General features: G+C 63.8%; 16 protein-coding genes and 2 pseudogenes. 9 read left to right on the top strand and 9 right to left on the bottom strand.

Going from position 1 to position 18,870, the window contains the following annotated elements:
* Positions 1-174: 174 nt before the first annotated feature.
* Together OCUBac02_RS27305 and OCUBac02_RS07630 are read left to right on the top strand one after the other, a co-directional pair.
* Positions 175-369 (top strand): annotated as a pseudogene (locus OCUBac02_RS27305) (amino acid ABC transporter substrate-binding protein); the annotation flags it as partial.
* A gap of 62 nt (positions 370-431) precedes the next feature.
* Positions 432-1,517 (top strand): annotated as a pseudogene (locus OCUBac02_RS07630) (IS3 family transposase).
* Here OCUBac02_RS07630 and OCUBac02_RS07625 read toward each other — a convergent pair.
* A complete protein-coding gene (locus tag OCUBac02_RS07625) occupies positions 1,514-2,155 on the bottom strand; it encodes a Plug domain-containing protein (protein WP_173044638.1) in 642 nt (213 codons plus the stop codon). The pseudogene OCUBac02_RS07630 and the gene OCUBac02_RS07625 sit on opposite strands and share 4 nt — an antisense overlap.
* A 62-nt stretch (positions 2,156-2,217) precedes the next feature.
* A complete protein-coding gene (locus tag OCUBac02_RS07620; protein ID WP_173044636.1) occupies positions 2,218-2,406 on the bottom strand; it encodes a hypothetical protein in 189 nt (62 codons plus the stop codon).
* Positions 2,407-2,555: 149 nt separating this feature from the next.
* Between OCUBac02_RS07620 and OCUBac02_RS07615 the strand changes: the two genes are divergently transcribed.
* Positions 2,556-2,960, top strand: coding sequence for a hypothetical protein (locus tag OCUBac02_RS07615; protein WP_173044635.1), 405 nt, complete (start codon positions 2,556-2,558; stop codon positions 2,958-2,960).
* Positions 2,961-3,303: 343 nt separating this feature from the next.
* Here OCUBac02_RS07615 and OCUBac02_RS07610 read toward each other — a convergent pair whose 3' ends face one another.
* Together OCUBac02_RS07610 and OCUBac02_RS07605 are read right to left on the bottom strand one after the other, a co-directional pair.
* Positions 3,304-3,597: a DUF982 domain-containing protein gene (locus OCUBac02_RS07610; RefSeq protein WP_173049411.1), complete on the bottom strand. Its 294-nt coding sequence runs from the start codon at positions 3,595-3,597 to the stop codon at positions 3,304-3,306.
* A gap of 173 nt (positions 3,598-3,770) precedes the next feature.
* Positions 3,771-4,040: an usg protein gene (locus tag OCUBac02_RS07605; protein WP_173044633.1), complete on the bottom strand. Its 270-nt coding sequence runs from the start codon at positions 4,038-4,040 to the stop codon at positions 3,771-3,773.
* 261 nt (positions 4,041-4,301) lie between these two features.
* Between OCUBac02_RS07605 and groES the strand changes: the two genes are divergently transcribed.
* From groES to OCUBac02_RS07580, 5 genes are all read left to right on the top strand, one after another.
* Positions 4,302-4,616, top strand: coding sequence for a co-chaperone GroES (gene groES / locus OCUBac02_RS07600; protein ID WP_112765056.1), 315 nt, complete (start codon positions 4,302-4,304; stop codon positions 4,614-4,616).
* Between the two features lie 56 nt (positions 4,617-4,672).
* A complete protein-coding gene (gene groL / locus OCUBac02_RS07595) occupies positions 4,673-6,298 on the top strand; it encodes a chaperonin GroEL (protein WP_173044631.1) in 1,626 nt (541 codons plus the stop codon).
* 91 nt (positions 6,299-6,389) lie between these two features.
* On the top strand, positions 6,390-6,590 hold the full coding sequence (locus tag OCUBac02_RS07590) for a hypothetical protein (protein ID WP_173044629.1): 201 nt from the start codon (positions 6,390-6,392) through the stop codon (positions 6,588-6,590).
* A gap of 431 nt (positions 6,591-7,021) precedes the next feature.
* Positions 7,022-8,905, top strand: coding sequence for a molecular chaperone HtpG (htpG, locus tag OCUBac02_RS07585; RefSeq protein WP_173044627.1), 1,884 nt, complete (start codon positions 7,022-7,024; stop codon positions 8,903-8,905).
* A 179-nt stretch (positions 8,906-9,084) separates the two neighbouring features.
* Positions 9,085-9,471, top strand: coding sequence for a response regulator (locus OCUBac02_RS07580; RefSeq protein ID WP_173044625.1), 387 nt, complete (start codon positions 9,085-9,087; stop codon positions 9,469-9,471).
* A 6-nt stretch (positions 9,472-9,477) separates the two neighbouring features.
* Here OCUBac02_RS07580 and OCUBac02_RS27480 read toward each other — a convergent pair whose 3' ends face one another.
* Positions 9,478-10,491 carry a sensor histidine kinase gene (locus tag OCUBac02_RS27480; protein ID WP_348521649.1) on the bottom strand — a complete coding sequence of 338 codons (1,014 nt, stop codon included), beginning with the start codon at positions 10,489-10,491 and terminating at the stop codon, positions 9,478-9,480.
* Positions 10,492-10,824: 333 nt separating this feature from the next.
* On the opposite strand from OCUBac02_RS27480, the gene OCUBac02_RS07570 reads away from it, so the two are divergent.
* Positions 10,825-11,927, top strand: a protein-coding gene (locus OCUBac02_RS07570) for an IS3 family transposase (protein WP_173044623.1) whose coding sequence is annotated in 2 segments (ribosomal slippage) — positions 10,825-11,086 and positions 11,086-11,927 — 1,104 coding nt in all. Because the reading frame shifts where the segments join, the coding sequence is not laid out codon by codon here.
* Positions 11,928-12,502: 575 nt separating this feature from the next.
* Here OCUBac02_RS07570 and OCUBac02_RS07565 read toward each other — a convergent pair.
* The 4 genes from OCUBac02_RS07565 to OCUBac02_RS07550 all read right to left on the bottom strand — a co-directional run bounded on the left by OCUBac02_RS07565 (position 12,503) and on the right by OCUBac02_RS07550 (position 18,766).
* Entirely contained in the window at positions 12,503-13,249 is a 747-nt protein-coding gene (locus tag OCUBac02_RS07565; protein WP_173044621.1) for a 3'-5' exonuclease, read from the bottom strand.
* 69 nt (positions 13,250-13,318) lie between these two features.
* Positions 13,319-16,579, bottom strand: coding sequence for an error-prone DNA polymerase (locus tag OCUBac02_RS07560; protein ID WP_173044619.1), 3,261 nt, complete (start codon positions 16,577-16,579; stop codon positions 13,319-13,321).
* A complete protein-coding gene (locus OCUBac02_RS07555) occupies positions 16,576-18,099 on the bottom strand; it encodes a Y-family DNA polymerase (RefSeq protein ID WP_173044617.1) in 1,524 nt (507 codons plus the stop codon). The genes OCUBac02_RS07560 and OCUBac02_RS07555 overlap by 4 nt, the downstream gene beginning before the upstream one ends.
* Entirely contained in the window at positions 18,014-18,766 is a 753-nt protein-coding gene (locus OCUBac02_RS07550; protein ID WP_173044615.1) for an ImuA family protein, read from the bottom strand. The genes OCUBac02_RS07555 and OCUBac02_RS07550 overlap by 86 nt, the downstream gene beginning before the upstream one ends.
* Positions 18,767-18,870: the final 104 nt, after the last annotated feature.

Genomic DNA, 18,870 nt, shown 5'->3' with positions numbered 1-18,870 from the left:
GTCGCGAATAAGCCCAGCGGGACCTCCAGAACCCTCTCGCGCTGCTAAGGTCGATCATCTGGCCTGAGCAGAGCCATCGCGGAGAAGGTCACCGACAGAGGCCTGCCCCAGCTGCATCAGCGCGACGCAGCGCATCAAAAGGCCTAGTACCCCAGCACTCGCATCTGCACGCACGTATATACGACCGACGTCTCCGCGCTGTTGGCCAACCTTCTGAAGTTCAAGGCCCCTGGCGAGCATGTCGTGTTGCCCGAGGTCATTTCCAAGGAACCGCTCGGCCCCTGGGTGCGCAGCGGCGACACTACCTGGTTCAATCTCGTCCGTTGGACCCTGTTCGCGCTGATCAATGCCGAGGAGCTCGGGGTGACTGATCCACCCCCGTTGAATTGGTCCACCCTGAAGTATGTCTTTTGGCAGACAGGAGGACCGCCATGCCGAAGAAGCGCCACAAGCCCGAAGAGATCGTCGCGAAGCTGCGGCAGGGGTCGATGTGTTGGTCTCGCAGGGACAGTCCGTTGCCGACGCGATCCGCTCGATCGGCGTGACGGAGGTTAGCTATTACCGCTGGCGCCGGGAGTTCGGTGGGCTGAAGACGGATCAGGTCAGGCGGATGAAGGAGCACCAGGCCGAGAATGCCCGGCTCCGTCGCGCCGTCGCGGACCTGACGCTCGACAAGCTGATCCTGAAGGAAGCCGCGTCGGGAAACTGGTAAGCAGCGCCGGATCCCGCGCGGCCGCGACGATGAGGAGCAACTCATCGCCGACCTCGTCGAACTGGCCCGCTGCTACGGCCGCTACGGCTATCGCAAGATTGCCGCGCTGCTGCGTTCGACGGCAGGCTGGGTGATCAACGACAAGCGGGTCGAGCGGATCTGGCGACGCGAGGGGCTGAAGGTTCCAGCCCGACAACCCAAACGCGGCCGTCTCTGGCTCGCGGACGGATCCTGCATCCGCCTGCGCGCCGAGCGCCCGAACCATGTCTGGTCCTACGACTTTGTCGAGGACCGCACCCATGACGGGAGAAAATACCGGATGCTGAACATCATCGATGAGTTCACCCACGAATGCCTGGCGATCCGCATCGATCGCCGGCTGAAGGCGACTGACGTCATCGACGTGCTCTCGGACCTGTTCATCCTGCGCGGCGTGCCGGAGCATGTTCGTTCAGATAACGGACCTGAATTCGTCGCCAAGGCCGTGCAGGCCTGGATCGGCGCGGTTGGCGCGAAGACCGCCTACATCGCGCCCGGCAGCCCATGGGAGAACGGCTTCATCGAGCCGTTCAACGCCAGGCTCCGCGACGAGCTTCTCGACGGCGAGATCTTCTATACCCTCGCTGAAGCGAAGATCGTCATCGAAAGCTGGCGGCGCCACTTCAACACGGTGCGCCCGCACGGCTCGCTCGGCTACAAACCGCCGGCTCCGGAAGTCTTCGTGCCCGCCATGACCGCGCGGGCGGCTGCGCTATCCCGACCGGCTACGCCGCCCGCGCTGGCGCCGAGGCCAACAAGCCACTAACATTCAACCCGGACCTCTCGGCAGGGGCGGATCATGACGCCGGCGACGGCGCCTTGCGTCCTGAGCGCTCCGAAGCTGCCAGCATCGACACGGAGCTCCGCGCGCGGCGCGTCGTAGCCGGTCGGCATCACAAAGTTGATCGCGCTACCCAACGCATTGGCGCCGAAGCGCAGCGCATTTGAGCCCCTGAACACCTCGACATAGCGATAGAAGCTCGGTTCGATCTCCTGAAAATCGCCGTAACCATCGGCCGTGTTGAGCGGGATGATCCCGTCCATCAGCAGTTGGGTGCCGCGCAGGTGGAAATTGCGCGAGAGCCCCGAGCCACGGATCGATAGCCGCGTGTCATCACCCCATTTGGGCTGTGCGAAGACGCCGGGCACATAGTCGACGATGTCCTTGATGGTGGAAGCGGGCGAATCCTTGAAGGCACTCCCCGGCACCACCGCCACGGCTCCGGGCGTCCTCTGGATAATCTCCCGGGCGCCGTCGATCGTCGGAACGGTGAGCGAGCCCCCGCCCTGGACGTTGATCTCAGGAAGCGCGATCTGCGTCGGCTGAGCCAGTGCCGGGGCACCGAAGCCGGCGAGGAGCGCGAACAAGGAGACCGAGAGCGGTCGTGTGAAGGCGGTAGGCATGTCCTGTCCTGTTTTCGATGCAGTCGCGCGCAGGCACGTGCCCACGGCCTTGCGACGAGATTTCAGAAGCGCGCGATCGCCGGCAGTGCGAAGCCAAGCGCGACAGCGCCGTTGCCGCCGAGCCAGAGCCAGGCGACCTTCAGCGGGAAGGCGAGCGGGGCGGCCTGATCGAGGCCGATGAGTGCGACAGCGGCTGCGAGCGCGCCGGTCGCGAAGCAGCCCGCTAGGCGAACCAAGGGATGAGATGGCATTACACCGGATTCCGCACCGGCACGGTGTCGGATCGGGTCAGAATGCCCTCAGGACGACCGGCGGCAGGCTGAAGACAGCCGTCGCGGACGCCATGGCGCCGGACGGCGGCTCAGGCGAGGACGGGCGGTGCGCGCGGACTGCCGGGAGGATGGTCGGACAAGAATCCGACGGGCCGGTCGAGCCGGCGAACAAAAGCGACCTGATCGACCGGTCGTTGAACCAGGAGCTGGAATTGGGGCTGGACCGGATCGGCGCCGACGAGCATCGGGCAGCCGGCGGTGCAGCAGCTCATGCCGGCATGGTTCTGCGACTTGTCATGGTCGCTTCCGGCTTGGACGTCCCCGCTGGGGGCGCAGTGCGTCAGCGCGAGCGTCCTATCAAGAGACATCGCATTCGCATAAGTGCCCGCGGCGAAACCTGCGAACAGAGTCTGGACCACGAGCAGATAGGCCGCGAAAATTGCGACCCAGCTCCTGACCACAGATCCGTTGCGATGGCACACAGCATCGACCTCCGATTCCTCGATATCACTGTAGCCGTCGTTATCAAATAGCTTTGCTGCCGCACTTTTCAGGTGGCAGGCCGGTTTATCGCTTCCCCGGGGGCGAGACCAGCCACCAGATCGCTCCCCCTCTCAATAACGTTCGCGCATCACAGGCCCATCCGAGGGCCGTGGCATCACAGGCCCATCCGAGGGCCGTGGCAGCTCGACCGCTCCCGCTCGGAGAGTTCTGTGCGAGCGCCCGCACGAATCTCTTCTCGCATTTGCTGACCTCCAGGCGGATGCGAGGCAAGCGAAACAACGGCACTTTCTCGCTCCGGAACATTCATATCCTTTGAATGGCACCTTCGTCTCAAAGACGCCCGGCGCCGCTGGCGCGGCGCCGGGCTTTAGGTCAGGCGTGACCGCGCGAGCCCTCCTTGCGGCTGCTGGCGAACGCAGCAACGTCGGGCGCAAGGAGATCATGCTTTTCGGCCCATGACGCGAACAGGCCGCGCGCCGTGTCTGGCTCTATCTCGCCGCGGATCGCCGCCAGGCAGGCTTTCAGCGCAAAACCGTGGACCGGATCGCGCCTGCTCTCCGGCCAGTCGGCCAGGAACATGTAGGCCTCCATTGCGGACGCGATCGCCGCCGGATGCCCGAGCCCGGTGAGGATCACGACCGGCCTCTCGAAGTCGTCTGATGTCATCATGCAGTCCTCCCTTGGCGGGGAGCGATTGCCAACGTTGCCATAGCCATATCCTCCTGGAAGCAACATGGATCCGGTTTGGTTGATCGCCGCGTCGAGCGCGCTGTCGCTGTCGGCGGCTGCGATGATTTGGGATATGTTTTCCTCGGATCAAGCCCTCCGAAGCATCGACGTCACTGGAGCCGGAACTCGCCGCTGACCGCGCAGAGGTCAGCCGGGCCGATCAGGTCCTTGTGGGCCACGGTGATGCGAAACAGCTTGCCGTCGAGCTTGGCCTGCCAGAAGGCGAGGAACTTGTTGAGCTCGGGGAAGCGCGGGGCGAGGTCGTAGTCCTGCCAGACATATTCCTGGAGGATCGAAGGGTGGTCGGGCAGGCGGTAGAGGATGCCGGCAGTGGTCAATCCGTAGCCGGCGATCTGGCGGGCGATGTCCGTTGAAGCCATTCCTTTCAGCTCCCTAGTTCACTGTGCCGATGGCAGCGGATTTTCAACGCCCTGGCAAGCTGAAAGGTTGCGGTTGTGCCGCCTTTTCAGCCTGTTAGCACTCGATCAAAAAAAGTGCTGCCGGCCTCTTGAAGGCAAAAATCGGGCAACCCAAATCATCGCGCGGGCACGGCGCCTCAGGGGCGCGCGGAACGTCGCCGCGAACCCCGCGCAGGGCCGGCCCGCTTTGACATGTGACCGACATGGAAACTGGAGGAACTCATGAAGTTTCGGCCACTGCATGACCGCGTCGTCGTGAAGCGCATCGACGCCGAGGAGAAGACCAAGGGCGGGATCATCATTCCTGACACCGCCAAGGAAAAGCCGCAGGAGGGCGAGGTCGTCGCCGTCGGCGCCGGCGCGCGCGACGAGACCGGCAAGCTCGTGCCGCCGGACGTAAAGGTCGGCGACCGCGTGCTCTTCGGCAAATGGAGCGGCACCGAGGTCAAGATCGATGGCCAGGATCTCCTGATCATGAAGGAATCCGACATCATGGGCGTCGTCGAGACGACGGCTGCCCTCAAGAAGGCCGCCTGACGGGGCCTCATCCATATCTTCAACCTGAAACCTCAAGTCTGAAGGAGTGAGGAATCATGGCTGCGAAGGACGTGAAGTTTTCGCAGGACGCGCGCGAGCGGATGCTGCGCGGCGTCGACACGCTTGCCAACGCCGTGAAGGTCACGCTGGGTCCGAAGGGCCGCAACGTCGTGATCGAGAAGTCGTTCGGCGCTCCGCGCATCACCAAGGACGGCGTCACCGTCGCCAAGGAGATCGAACTTTCCGACAAGTTCGAGAACATGGGCGCCCAGATGGTTCGCGAGGTGGCGTCGAAGCAGAATGATGCCGCCGGCGACGGCACCACGACCGCGACCGTGCTCGCCCAGGCGATCGTCCGCGAGGGCGCCAAGGCAGTGGCTGCCGGCATCAATCCGATGGATCTCAAGCGCGGCATCGATCTCGCAGTCGAAGCGGTGACGAAGTCGCTCGGCGAGCATTCGAAGACCATCACCGGTTCGGAGGAGGTCGCGCAGGTCGGCACCATCTCCGCCAATGGCGACCGGACGATCGGCGAGATGATCGCCGAGGCGATGAAGAAGGTCGGCAACGAGGGCGTCATCACCGTCGAGGAAGCCAAGACGGCCGAGACCGAGCTCGACGTCGTCGAAGGCATGCAGTTCGATCGCGGCTATCTCTCGCCCTATTTCGTGACCAACACCGAGAAGATGGTTGCGGAGCTCGAAGACCCCTACATCCTGATCCACGAGAAGAAGCTTTCGGGTCTCCAGACGATGCTGCCGCTGCTGGAAGCGGTCGTCCAGACCGGCAAGCCGCTGCTGGTCGTGGCGGAGGATGTCGAGGGCGAGGCTCTCGCCACCCTCGTCGTCAACAAGCTCCGCGGCGGCCTCAAGATCGCCGCCGTCAAGGCTCCGGGCTTCGGCGACCGCCGCAAGGCGATGCTGGAGGATATCGCAATCCTGACCGGAGGGACCGCGATCAGCGAGGATCTCGGCATCAAGCTGGAGACCGTCACGCTCGACATGCTCGGCCGCGCCAAGAAGGTCCGCATCGAGAAGGAGAACACCACCATCGTCGATGGCGCTGGCGCGAAGGCCGAGATCGACGCCCGGGTCGCACAGATCAAGGCGCAGATCGAGGAAACCTCCTCGGACTACGACCGTGAGAAGCTGCAGGAACGCCTGGCCAAGCTCGCCGGCGGCGTCGCGGTGATCCGCGTCGGTGGGGCGACGGAGGTCGAGGTCAAGGAGAAGAAGGACCGCGTTGACGATGCCCTCAACGCCACCCGCGCTGCGGTCGAGGAGGGCATCCTGCCGGGCGGCGGCGTCGCCCTGCTGCGCGCGGTCAACGCGCTCGAAGGGCTCGTGCCCGGCAATGATGAGCAGCGTACTGGCATCGAGATCGTCCGCAAGGCGATCACGGCCCCGGCCCGCCAGATCGTCGAGAATGCCGGCGGCGATGGCGCGGTCGTGGTCGGCAAGCTGCTGGAGTCTTCCGATTACGCCTGGGGCTATGATGCCCAGACCGGCGAGTACGGCGATCTGGTCAAGGCCGGCATCATCGACCCGACCAAGGTCGTGCGCACGGCAATCCAGGACGCGGCGTCGGTCGCGGGCCTGCTGATCACCACCGAGGCGATGATCGCCGAGGCGCCGAAGAAAGACCCGGCCCCGGCCATGCCCGCCGGCGGAATGGACTATTGAGCATCGGGGGCGCCGCAGCTTCCGCGGCGCCCCCTCTCAGGATCCCAGCCGCACAAGCTATGCCGAGGGGAAGGCTATGCCCTTTTCATCATTGACCGATCCCATCGATCTGGCCCGTGCCGAAGCTGCTCTTGAAAAGGCATGGGCGGAACTCAAGCCGTCGCTTCCGGCTGAATCCGACGAGCTGGAGCGAAACAACCTCGCCTATATCGTGGCTTCGCTGGTTCCGCTGGCGCTCGACGAGGATGATCTCGCACAGCGTGCGATCGACCGGTTTCGCGAGAAGGCCTAGGCGAAAGGCTCCGTGAAAGCCCCTGCATTCTCTCAATCGCGTCAGACCGACATGACCGACGGCACACAGGAACCTAAGGACATCTCACCGTCCGACCGCTGCAAGGCCCTCATCACCAACGCCGAGAGCGCAACATATGGCCTCAAGGATAATCTCCTGGCGGTCATGACGCGGGATGGATCGGCAACGTGGCAGACTGTCGCCGCTCACATCGAGGCTCAGTTGCCCGGCGCCGGTGAGTTCGCGACCGCGCGGTTGAACGCCATACTTGCTCTAATCAGGACGCTATCCAACCGACAAACGTCCGGGAGCGGGTGAGCGTGGCTCTCTATAGTCCCCGGCCGTCAGCAAACAGGCTGGCTCGCCGCGGTCCCGCGCGATATCGCTCTCTGTCAGCGTCTCCCCGCTGCCAATCTATTCGAGAAAGCCGAATGACCACGACCGCCACGCCCGAGCATCGCAGCTTCGAAGCCGACGTCTCCCGCCTGCTCCACATGATGGTGCATTCAGTTTACTCGGACAGGGACGTTTTCCTGCGCGAGCTGATCTCGAACGCAGCCGACGCGTGCGAGAAGCTGCGCTACGAAGCGATCGCCAAGCCCGAGCTTCTGGGCGACGACCCGAAGCTCGCGATCACCATCTCGGCCGATCCGGAGGGCGGCAAGCTGACTATTGCCGACAACGGCATCGGCATGAGTCATGACGATATGATAGAGGCTCTCGGCACGATCGCCCGCTCCGGCACGCGCAGCTTCATGGAGCGGGTCGCGACGGCCGATGGCAAGGACGGCGCCCAGCTCATCGGCCAGTTCGGCGTTGGCTTCTATTCCGCCTTCATGGTGGCCGAGAAGGTCGAGGTTGTCAGCCGCCGTGCCAGCAGCGCCGAAGCTTGGATCTGGTCTTCGGACGGCAAGGGCGAGTTCACCGTGGCGCCTGCGGCGCTGGACGAGGCTCCGTCCCGCGGGACGCGCGTGACGCTTCACCTGATTGAGGAGGCCAAGCCCTATGCCGAGCGCTGGACGCTGGAGCGCATCGTCAAGGAACAGTCCGGCCATGTACCGGTCCCGATCTCGCTGATCACGGAGCCGGGCGCCGATGCAGTCGCCCTCTCCGAGGGAGCCGCGCTTTGGACCAGGCCGAAAAGCGAGATCACGAAGGACGAATACGCCGATTTCTACCGCAGCGTTGCGGGACAATATGACGAGCCGGCGGCCACGATCCATTTTCGCGCCGAAGGCCTGCACGAATATACCGCGCTCGCCTTCGTCCCGGGAGCGCGTCCGTTCGATCTCTTCGACGCCGATCGGAAGGGCCGGATCAAGCTTTATGTGAAGCGCGTCTTCATTACGGACGAAGCCGAACTCCTTCCGCGCTACCTGCGCTTCGTTCGCGGCATCGTCGACACCGCCGACCTGCCGCTCAACGTCTCTCGCGAGATGATCCAGGACAGCCCAATGCTCGGGGCGATCAAGAAGGGGGTCACCAATCGTATCCTGGCCGATTTTGCGAAACTGGCCGAACAGGATCCGGACACCTTCCGACTGATCTGGGACAATTTCGGCGTCGTCATCAAGGAAGGACTGTACGAGGATTTCGCGCGCCGGGAGCAACTGCTCGGCCTCGCTCGCTTCCGGACCACGGCCTCCGGCGAAGGGTGGCGTAGCCTCAAGGACTATGTCGGCGCGCTCAAGGACAACCAGACCGCGATCTACTACATCGCCGGCGACGATGCCTCCCGGATCGCCAACTCCCCGCAGCTCGAAGGTTTTCGGGCGCGCGGCATCGAGGTGCTGTTGCTGTCGGATCCGATCGACAGCTTCTGGGCATCGGCAGCCCCGGATTTCGAAGGCAAGCCGTTCAAATCCGTGACCCAAGGTGCGGCCGATCTCGGTCTCATCCCGCTGCTTGACGGCGCAACGCCCCCGTCGGCTGAAGCGAGTGAGAAGGTCGGCGCTCTGATCGCAACGATGAAGGAGATTCTGGCCGAAGAGGTTGCGGATGTCCGCTCCTCCGATCGACTGACGGAGAGCGCGGTCTGCCTTGTTGCGTCAGACAAAGGGCCGGATCGCCAGTTCGAACGCCTGCTCAGCGCCGCGGGGCGCGTCGAAAGTGCTGCCAAGCCGATCCTCGAGGTCAACCCTGGCCATGCGATGGTTTCGGCCCTGGCGTCTGTTGAGGATGGCGTGCTGCGTAGCGACATTGCCCACCTACTCCTGGATACCGCCCGCGTCCTGGACGGCGAACGCCCGACAAACGCAAACGCATTCGCTGAGAGGCTCAACCGGCTGATGACGCGAAACTTCGGCGATGGCTGAACGGCGAAGCGAACGAACGCGTGGCAGAGCGGTCCGGCAATTCGATTAGAAGCTGCGCCTTTTCACTCAGCCTCAATCGGAGCCGACGCGTGGACGAGCTATCGCATTAAATATTGCAACCTTTGGAACGTTCATTGCCCTCCACAATTATATGGGGCTGATAGGAGCTCGTTCTTTTGATGCCTGCCAAAATCCTCATCGTTGAAGACGAGATAATCATCGGGATGGAGACTGAGGCCGCGATTGAGGATCTCGGTCACACCTCGCTCGGCATCGCAGCGACTGAGGCTGAGGCTCTCCAGATGGCGGCTGCACAGCTTCCAGACATCGCATTTGTGGACGTGAATTTAGCGGACGGACCGACGGGTCCTCGTGTCGGCGCCGCATTGGCAGAGCGCGGCGTTGCGGTCGTATTTCTTACCGCCAATCCCCGGACCATCGCGAAGCAGGTCGCCAAAGCTGTCGGCGTTCTCGATAAGCCTGTGGCGGAAACCGAGCTTGGAAAGGTGATTGCGTTCCTGACGGCGCAGACAACGCAGCCACCTCCCCGGCTTCGGCTTTTTTGACCGCGATTATCTAGCGAGCCGTCGCTCCGCGATTGTCGCGGTTGCACGGAGGCCTAAAATATCCCATTCGCGCTTGAAACTGCCGCCCAGCTGACGCTCGACACTCATCACCGCGAGTTTGCTCCCGAAGCCAGCATGTGACGGTTCGCCTGTAATCTCCGGACCACCACGCTCGACCCAATCGATGACGATATTGGCCTTTTGGCGATAAATTTTGATCGCGACTGTCCCAGTGTCATTTGAAAGCGCGCCATACTTGATCGCGTTGGTGACAAGCTCGTGAAATAAAAGCGCGAGGGGGGTAGCCCCACGATCATCGACCATCGGGTCATCGCCGGAGATCGCGATGCGGCCAATATCGAACGCAGGATAGGGTTCGAACAACGACGCAAGTAGTCCCTGTAGCGTTGTTATCTCCACCGCGGGGCGCGACGACTCGCTGTGCAATCGAACGAATTCATGCGCCCGACCCAACGAAGCAACCCTTTCCCGAAACTGTGTCGCGAACGCTTTAGCTTGTGGGAACTCCCGGGCCGTCAAAGCGATCAGGCTTCCTACCACCGAAAAGATGTTCTTGATGCGATGACTGAGTTCATGGCTCAGTAGCTCGTTGGCCTCGGCGACGAGTTTCGCCTCGTGAATATCAGTGCAGGTGCCGATCCACCGCACGATCTTCCCGTTTTGATCTCGGACGGCCTGCGCTCGGCCGATCGTCCAACGATACTGACCGGTATGGTGACGGAGGCGGTACTCGACCTCGTATGGCTCACCGGTGTCCAGCGAATGGCGCCAGCGACGCCATGCCTCCGGCTGGTCGTCCTCGTGGAACATCCCCGCCCAGCCTTCACCATCGGTGGACCCACGCGGAACACCTGTGAATTCGTACCAGCGCTCGTTGTAGTAGTCGTGGAAGCCATCTGGCAGCGTGGACCAGACCATCTGCGGCATGGCATCGGTCAGGATCTTGAAGGTTGCTTCCGTAACCGGCAGCCCGCTTTCATAAAGTTTGGTTGCGGGCAATGTGTCATCCTCGTTAGTGATCGCGCGTGCGATAACCTCCGTCGCAGAAAATGGTTTCAGAGCCAATGGTACAAAGCTGATTGGCTCGGCTTCTCATTGAAAGTTGACTTCGTATGACACGGTCGGTCGACGGGCGGCCGCCATCTCCGACATCCCGGAGCGCTCGCCCGAAGGCAGCTGGCAATGTCCGCTTCCGGGCACTCGTCCAATGTCCGCACCTGTGAATGGGCTCAGATGCGGGTTTGATCTGAGTGATCTGAGCCCTTAAAACTGGACCGCTTTGAGTTAGAGTTGTCCGCGTCGTTTCCCTTGGGCGGGGAGGAGCGGAAGACGATGAAGGATTCGAAGTTCTCGGACGCGCAGAAGGCGTTCATCCTGAAGCAGGGTGCGGACGGGATTCCGGTGGCGGAGATCTGCCGGCGGGCCGGGATCAGCCAGGCGACCTATTTCAACTGGAAGAAGAAGTACGACGGGCTGCTGCCGGCCGAGATGCGCCGGCTGAAGCAGCTCGAGGACGAGAACACGAAGTTGCGCAAGCTCGTCGCCGACCTCGCGCTGGACCGTGAGATGCTGCAGGACGTCATCCGCCGAAAAATCTAAGGCCTGGTCGCAAGCGCGAGCTCGTCGGCCTGGTCTGTGGAGAGTGGCAGGTGTCGATCCGGCGGGCCTGTGCGGTCCTGGAGTTCGACACGTCGAGCTACCACTACAAATCGTGCCGGCCCGATCAGGCCTCCTTGGCAGCGCGGATCAAGGCGATCTGCGAAACCCGCGTTCGCTATGGCTATCGCCGTGTCGACGTCCTGCTGCGGCGCGAGGGTTGGCACGTCAATCAGAAGCGGATTCGAAGGATCTACAATGAGTTAGGCTTACAACTCCGGAACAAGACGCCCAAGCGCCGGGTCAAGGCGAAGCTGCGCGAGGATCGCGCGCCGGCGACGCGGCCGAACGATGTCTGGGCAATGGATTTCGTCCATGACCAACTCGCCACAGGGCGCAAGATCCGGGTTCTGACGGTGGTCGACACCTTCTCCCGCTTCTCGCCGGCGGCCGATCCACGCTTCAGCTACCGGGCCGAAGACGTCGTTGCCACGCTGGAAAGGGTCTGTGCGAAACTGGGCTATCCGAAGACGATCCGGGTCGATCAGGGCTCCGAGTTCGTCAGCCGCGACCTCGACCTGTGGGCCTATGCCAAGGGCGTCACGCTGGACTTCTCCCGCCCGGGGAAGCCGACCGACAACGCCTTCATCGAGGCGTTCAACGGGCGCTTCCGCAGCGAGTGTCTGAACACGCACTGGTTCCTGACCCTTGCGGATGCGGTGGAAAAGATGGAGGCTTGGCTCAGATACTACAATGAGGATCGGCCGCACGGGGCCATCGGCAACAAGCCACCGATCCTGCTGCAAAATCCCGGCGGAGCGCCCAGCCCACCGCCGTGATCGAAGGCCGGAAACTCCAACCTCCGGCGCTCCAGCAAATGGTCTCGGATCAATGAAACCCAGGACTCTCCCTCAGAACGGAGGAGAAAAGGGTCTCAGGTCATCATTTACGACGTGGCTATGCAGCTCGTCCATACGCCCTCCCGACGCCAAGTGCGAGCAGCTTTTGCTGCGTGGCTCCAGCATAATGGCGCTCCTCTACTATCGACTGCAAGTCATTTGGGCGTGAGCCGATGTTCACTCCAGCGTCACCTTGCCATGATGGGCACGAGTTACAGCGAAATTGTCGCTGAGATAAGCCTTGAGATGGCGTGCCACCTGCTCACCGAAGCCAAGGAGAGCATTTCGCGCATAGCCTCCTGGCTCCGATGCGAGCGACGTCTTGCGCCTATCCAAGCCGTTCTCTCAGACCGAACTGAAGCGAACGACTGGCGCAGTCATGTCTAATCGGAGGGGCAAGGGAATCTGAAGCACTGCCAGCGATTAGCGGGTATCTCTCTTGCGGGACCTCCGCCAGGCGTTCGCAGGACCTTAGCCTCGGTCGAGCGCAACAATCGTACCATGGCGGGGACGGGTCAGAGCAAGCGTGCCTGTGGTGGTTCGCGGTCGACTTCGTTCCTGCCATTTCGCCGCTTAAGTTCAGTCTTAGCACTGAACCGAAGATCGACATCACGACTGGCGGCGAGTTCTGACAGCGCCGACGCGCTCAACTGATTCCATGTCTTGCCGCGATCAGGCCCCGTTGGCACGCGAGGGAGCAAGCCGGGCTCTATGCTCCACGCAAGTAATTGGTCGATCGAAGCTTCATTCAACATGTCACGGAGATGGTGCGCAGTTACGTACGCATCGGGCATCGCGCGATGAGCGGGCAAGCCAATCTCGTGCACGAGGCCCGCCGGCTTCCGCTGATACCGAAGCATCTGATTTGAGAACCGGGGCAGCTCCGGCCAGAGGCGCAAGGCGCATTTCCAGGTGCAGATCCATTGAGCACCCGCGCTCAGCCGCGGTCGGCAGTATCGCTGTTCGAACGCCGCTCGGTGCGCCGCCAAAGCCAATACTCCGCGCTCAGGCTTCAGGATAGACGGCGCTATATCCTTCCAGTACGGCGCGCCAGCAACGTCCTCATCCCGAATATGGTGCACTGCCATCGTATCGGCGGAGATGGCGCGTCCGGGATTGACGAGAAGCGCGCCGCGTTCCTCGGTGACTTCCCAGCGTCCATCGGCTCCTAGCGAGACGTCCTGCCAACCGATTTCACAGACGTCGTGGGGGCCGTCGCCGGCCGTCTCAAGGTCGATGACCCGAACGCGATTACTGAGCATGGATTGTAGATCAGCATTTCCGTTGGTCCATACAAGGCAGGAGCCTTTCCATCCCCGCTGGCAGGTGGATCAACGAAAATCCCGCGTCTTCACCTTGATCGCGTCGATATGCAGATCGGGGATATAAATGTCCCGGGCTCGTAGTCCCTTGGGCGGAAGATTGCGCGGATCAGGCGTTGCAGAGCCATGATGAAACTCGTCACCTCGTCCATGAGGCAGCGGGAAAGGCTGCCCGCGCTTCCCAACACCGGCGATGACGGCAGATAGATCAGTGAGCCTCTGCGCCACGAGGTGGACAACCTCGCCCTCGCGCTGGATGCGTCCGCGGACCGAGATCATCCCTGCGGAAAGGATCGTCCGCCTGAACAGCTCGAACACCTTGGGCCAAACCACGAGGTTCGCGATCCCGCTTTCATCCTCGAGGGTAATGAACATGACACCCTTGGCCGAGCCAGGCCGCTGCCGTACCAAGACGATGCCGGCGGCTTCGAGCCAACGTCCATCGCGCGCTTCCATTGCGGCCTGACAGCTGACAATGCCCCTGCGCCGAAGATCCTGCCGCAGGAATGAGACCGGATGATCGCGAAGCGACAGCCCGACATGGCGATAGTCCTCGACCACATCTCCACCGGGCGTCATCGGCCGGAGCGCGATGGCAGGCTCGGGCGTCTCATCGGCCTGCCTATCCGCAGCCGCGGAGAACAGCGGCAGCGGTTCGTCGCGCAGGACGCGGATCGCCCAGAGCGCCTCTCTCCGCGCTAACCCGAGGCTCGGCCGAAAGCCATCAGCCTCGGCGACTTGCGCCAACGCTGCCACCGGCACCCGAGCCCGGCGCCAGAGATCCTCGATCGACTCGAACGGCAGACAGGCTCGGGCCGTGACGATCGCGGCAGCGTGGGCGTTGGACAACCCCTTCACAATCCTCAGCCCCAAGCGAACGGCAAAGCGCCTCCCGTCGCTGGTCGGCTCCAGCGTGCAGTCCCAGCAAGACGCGTTCGCGCAGACCGGCCGGACCTCGACGCCGTGGTCGCGAGCATCCCGAACGATCTGCGCCGGCGCATAGAAACCCATGGGCTGGCTGTTCAGGAGCGCGGCGCAGAACACCTCTGGATGCCAGCACTTCAGCCAGGCGGAGGCGTAGGCGATCAGGGCGAAGGATGCCGCGTGGCTTTCCGGAAAGCCGTAAGAGCCGAAGCCTTCGAGCTGCCGGAAGGTCTGTTCAGCGAACTCGGCCTCGTACCCGTTGGCGACCATGCCGGCGACGAGCTTCTCCTTGAACTTCGACACGCCGCCCGTGAACTTGAAGGTGGCCATGCTCTTGCGCAGCATGTCGGCCTCGCCTGGCGTGAAGCCGGCGCATTCGATTGCGACGCGCATCGCCTGCTCCTGGAAGAGCGGCACGCCGAGCGTCTTGCCCAGGACCTTCTCCAGCTCGGGCTTGGGATAGTGCACCGGCTCGCGCCCCTCGCGCCGCCGGAGATAGGGGTGGACCATGTCGCCCTGGATCGGGCCGGGCCGAACGATCGCGACCTGCACAACGAGGTCATAGTAGGTGCGAGGTTTGAGGCGGGGCAGCATCGACATCTGCGCGCGGCTCTCGATCTGGAAGGTGCCGAGCGTGTCGGCTTTGCGGATCATCGCGTAGGTCCGTGGATCCTCGGCCGGGATGGAGGCTAAGTCGAGCGCGATACCCTTGTGATCGGCGAGCATGTCCAGGCCTCGCTTCATGCAGGTCAGCATGCCCAGTGCGAGAACGTCGACCTTCATGAACTTCAGTGCGTCGATATCGTCCTTGTCCCATTCGATGACCTGACGATCGGCCATCGCCGCCGGCTCGATCGGGACGAGGTCGTCGAGACGATCATGAGTGAGGACGAAGCCGCCGGGATGCTGCGAGAGGTGGCGCGGGGCGCCGTGGAGCTGGCGGGTGAGATCGAGTGCGAGACGCAGCCGTCTATCGGCCAGGTTGAGGTTGAGTTCCTCGACGTGCCGCTTCTCGACGCCCACTTCCGACCATGCCCAGACCTGCGACGACAACGTCCCGATCAGGTCCTCGGGCAGGCCCAGCGCCTTTCCCACATCGCGAAGGGCGCCCTTGGTCCTGTAGCGGATGACTGTCGAGCACAAGGCCGCGCGATCGCGGCCATAGGTGTCGAACACCCACTGCATCACGATCTCGCGCCGCTCATGCTCGAAGTCGACATCGATGTCCGGCGGCTCCCGGCGCTCCTCCGAAACGAAGCGCTCGAACAGCAGGTCGTTGCGGCCCGGGTCAATCGAGGTGATGCCGAGGACGAAGCAGACGGCCGAGTTCGCCGCCGAGCCGCGACCTTGGCAGAGGATATCACGCGAGCGGGCGAAGCGGACGATGGCGTTCACCGTCAGGAAGTATGGCGCGTAACCGAGCCTTTCGATCAGCGTCAGCTCATGGTTCAGGCTAGCCCGAACGCTTTCGGACAGACCCTCGGGATAGCGTTGCGCAGCGCCCTGCCAGGTCAGCTTGGCCAAAGTCTCCTGCGGCGTCAGCGTGGGATCGTCGCGCTCCTCCGGGTATTGGTAAGCGAGCTCGTCGAGCGAGAACCTGCATCGATCGGCGATCTGCAGCGTCCGTGCCAGGGCCTCGGGGTAACGCGCGAACAGCCGGTGCATCTCTTCGGGCGGCTTCAGGTAACGGTCGGCATGGCGCTCGCGCCGGTCGCCGAGCGCGTCGATCGTCACGTTGTGGCGAATGCAGGTGACGACGTCCTGCAGGATTCGCCGCGCAGGCTCATGAAAGAGCACGTCGTTGGTGACGATCGTGGCTACGCGCATCCGGGTCGCGAGATTCGACAGCTCGTGCAGCCGGAGGTGGTCGTTCGGCCGGCGCCGCAGCGTGAGGGCGAGATAGGCGCGATCGCCAAATCCTTCCCGAAGCCGGCGCAGGCGAAAGGCGCAGTCCTCGTCGGCCAGTTCCGGCACGAGCACCGCGACCAGCCCTTCCGCATATTCGGCGACATCCGACCATTCCAGCTGACATCGCCCCTTGCCGCCGCGCCTCTTGCCGATCGAGAGCAGTCGGCAGAGCCGCGAGTAGGCGGGTCGGTCGGTCGGGTAGACCAGCAGGGACATGCCGTCCGCGAGATCGAGGCGGCATCCGACGATCAGCCTCACGCCCGTGGTCTTCGCCGCCTCGTGGGCCCGGACGATGCCGGCGAGCGAGTTTCGGTCCACGACGGCGAGCGCCTCGACGCCGAGCAGCGCCGCTTGGGCGAACAGTTCCTCGGCCGAGGACGCGCCGCGCAGGAAGCTGAAATGGCTGGTGACCTGTAGCTCCGCATACCGGGCGCTCATCCGAACACACCGTGCAGGAACCAGCGATGCGATCCGGTGGCGACGTCCTCGCCGTCGCCGGCGCGGTAAAGCCAATAGCGCTCCCCCGCATCGTCCTCGACCCGAAAGTAGTCGCGAACGGCCGCCATCTCCGCCTCGCGCTTCCACCACTCGCCGAACACGCGCTCGGGGCCATCCGCCCGACGGACCCGTCGGCGGACTCCGCGCCAGTTGAACCAGGCCGGTGGATGATCCGGCAGCAGCGCCATGGTCTCGACCGGCTCCGGCCGCGGCAGCAGGCGCGCCGGGCGTGGCCAGTGACCGGGCCAGATCGCTCCCGTCTCCTCGGTCAACGCCGCGACACGCCGGACGGATCGCTCGGGCACGTCGCTGGCCACCGGGGCCATGCGATAGACAGCCCGCTCACCGACGCGATTGGCGAGGATGTCGACGAGGCCGGACACGTCCGCACTGGTCTCCTCTACCAGGGAGGTGGCCGCCTGCTTTCGTTCGAGGGGCTCAGCCAAGGTCGCTGCCAGAGTCATGATCTCGATGCCGAAGCCAGGCTCGATCGCCTCGATCTTCTCGCACAGCAGACGTGTCAGCCGCCTAGTCTCGCAGACGGGCCTGGCGAGCCCAACCCGAACCGTTTGAAGACCGCGATCGACGCGGTGGCAGACGAGATCGAGGCGCCGAGCGCCAAGACCCCGCGCCTCGAGGCGATCGCAAAGCTGCGCCACCAGCTTGCCGATGTAACGAGCGATCGTCTCCGGCGCACCGATCGGCTCGGCGAAGGCGCGGCGAACCTCGATGAGATCAGGCGGGCGGATGGCGATGATGGGCTCGGATATCTCACCTAGAGCTTGGGCCAATCGGCGGGCGATCTCCGGCCCGAAGCGGAGGGTCAGCGGCGAGCGCGGCTGGGCGATGATGTCGCCGGCGGTCTCGAAGCCGAGAACGCGCAGGTCAGCGGATATCTTCCCAGGCAGTCGCAGGCATTCCAGCGGCAGCGGAAGCAGCGGATCCGCTTCGTGTCCGACCGCAGTGACCACTGTCGATCGAGAGAGATATCGGGCAAGTGCATGGGCTGCCCCCCAGCTGTCGGCGATCGCGGCCCTGGCCTCGACGCCCGACATCGCCAGCCGACCGACGATGGCCTCTAGCATGTCGGCCTCGCCGCCATGGAGATGGTCGGCGCCGGTCGTGTCGATGACGATGCCGTCAGGCGGGTCCGGCGCAACGATGGGAGCGACGCGCTGGTGCAACCAGATCGCCAACCGCTCCAGCTCTCGGCCGTCGAGTGCGAGATCAGCCTCCTCGACCAGCAGGCCCGGCAAGAGCGCCTGCGCCTTGGTGGCGGGCATGCCCACGCGAAGCCCGGCGGCGAGCGCTGCCGCGTTCGCAGCCTGCACCAACCTCCGGTTTCCGTCGCGGACTATGAGGACGAGCGGTATCTCAGGCTGAGGCGCCGCGTCGCCAGCCATCCGCCGAAACCGATCGATCGACCAGTTCGGCAGGAAGACCGAGACGACCCGTGTCATCGCATGCCTCCAACTCGAAATCCGCGCTGTCCCCCGCCCGGGCCCTGATCAGTTCGACGAGCCAGCGCGGTCGCCCCACACCGGGCACCGGCAGCGCCGTCGAGGGAAGGACCGACACTCGCCATCGGGTCATCGCCGCGGTCGGCTGCCCGAAATCCGAGGCGTCGACCTCGCGTCGCCATCGTCGTAAAGCGATGCCGATCGCCCCCGTTCCTTCGGCGGCCAGCTGCAAACGTCGGGACGCCGTCATTGACAGACGAGCAACTTCGCCGACGACCGAGCCCAGCCCGCCGTGACGCAGGCCCTCTTCCATGCATGCCAGCACGGTCTTGTCATCTCCGGCCTCGACATAGATCACGCGGTCGGGGATTAGACCCGCTTGCGCGATCGCCGGCGCAAAAAGGTCGGCGCGCGTGAGGCACCAAAGCACCTTGCCACGGCTTCTCGAGGCCACCCCTGCGCTGAACAAGGCCGCGGCAGCTCCGTCGATCGCCCCGTTGCCGCCGCCGGCGATCTCATGGAGCGCTCCAAGGGCCAAGCCGCCTCCCGGCAAGCGGGAATCGACCACGCCTAGGCCGAACGGCAGGACGGTTCGACCGCGGGGTCCCCGCCCCTCGATCCGTTCGATTTGGTCGCGCAATGATCGAAGGGCGAGCTGTGGCCGCAATCGGATGATCCGTCGAGAAGGATTCGTTCTCTATTTGTTCGCTTAACTCAAGCGGGAGAGTCAAGCTGGATTTCATCGCGCCTCCCATGACCTCGGCCAATCTT

The organism is Bosea sp. ANAM02, from assembly GCF_011764485.1.
Taxonomy (GTDB): Bacteria; Pseudomonadota; Alphaproteobacteria; order Rhizobiales; family Beijerinckiaceae; genus Allobosea.
The sequence above is the reverse complement of the archived record's forward strand: the minus strand, read 5'-3'. Positions and strand labels throughout refer to the sequence as shown.